This is a genomic window from Prochlorococcus marinus, from assembly GCF_001180245.1.
GTDB classification, from domain to species: Bacteria; Cyanobacteriota; Cyanobacteriia; order PCC-6307; family Cyanobiaceae; genus Prochlorococcus_A; species Prochlorococcus_A marinus_F.
Window position 1 is genome coordinate 1 of record NZ_CVSV01000099.1, and the last position, 433, is coordinate 433.

The window sequence follows — 433 nt, forward strand, 5'->3', positions numbered from 1 at the left end:
ATAGCGGAACTTGGGCATGAACGAATTCAAATTTACTGGGTTAAACAAAATTTGGTCTAATCGCTTTTTAGTTTTGTTTATATTATTTTTGGGTTGTATTTCACTAATCAATATTGCTTACGTTTGAATCAACTTTCATAGTTTTAAAAATATATTTGGAAAAAACTAAGCTGCTTCGAGTTTTGAAAGATTCTCAGATTTTGGTTCCATTTTATATCCATTCTCTTCAAAAGTATTTTTACTGATCTCTCTAATTATTTTTACGCCTAAATTTTTTAGTTTTAATTCAAAATTTTCATAACCTCTATCTAGATGTTCTAATCCATAGAAATTACTACTACCTTTTGCGATGATTCCTGCAATTATTAATGCAGCTGATGACCTTAAATCTGAGCCAACTAGATTCATCCCATTAATTGTTTTAACACCTTTG

General features: G+C 28.9%; 1 pseudogene. It reads right to left on the reverse strand.

Annotation, left to right across the window (positions count from 1 at the left end):
• Positions 1 to 165: 165 nt before the first annotated feature.
• Positions 166 to 433 (reverse strand): annotated as a pseudogene (locus tag AMO19_RS03470) (UDP-N-acetylglucosamine 1-carboxyvinyltransferase); the annotation flags it as partial.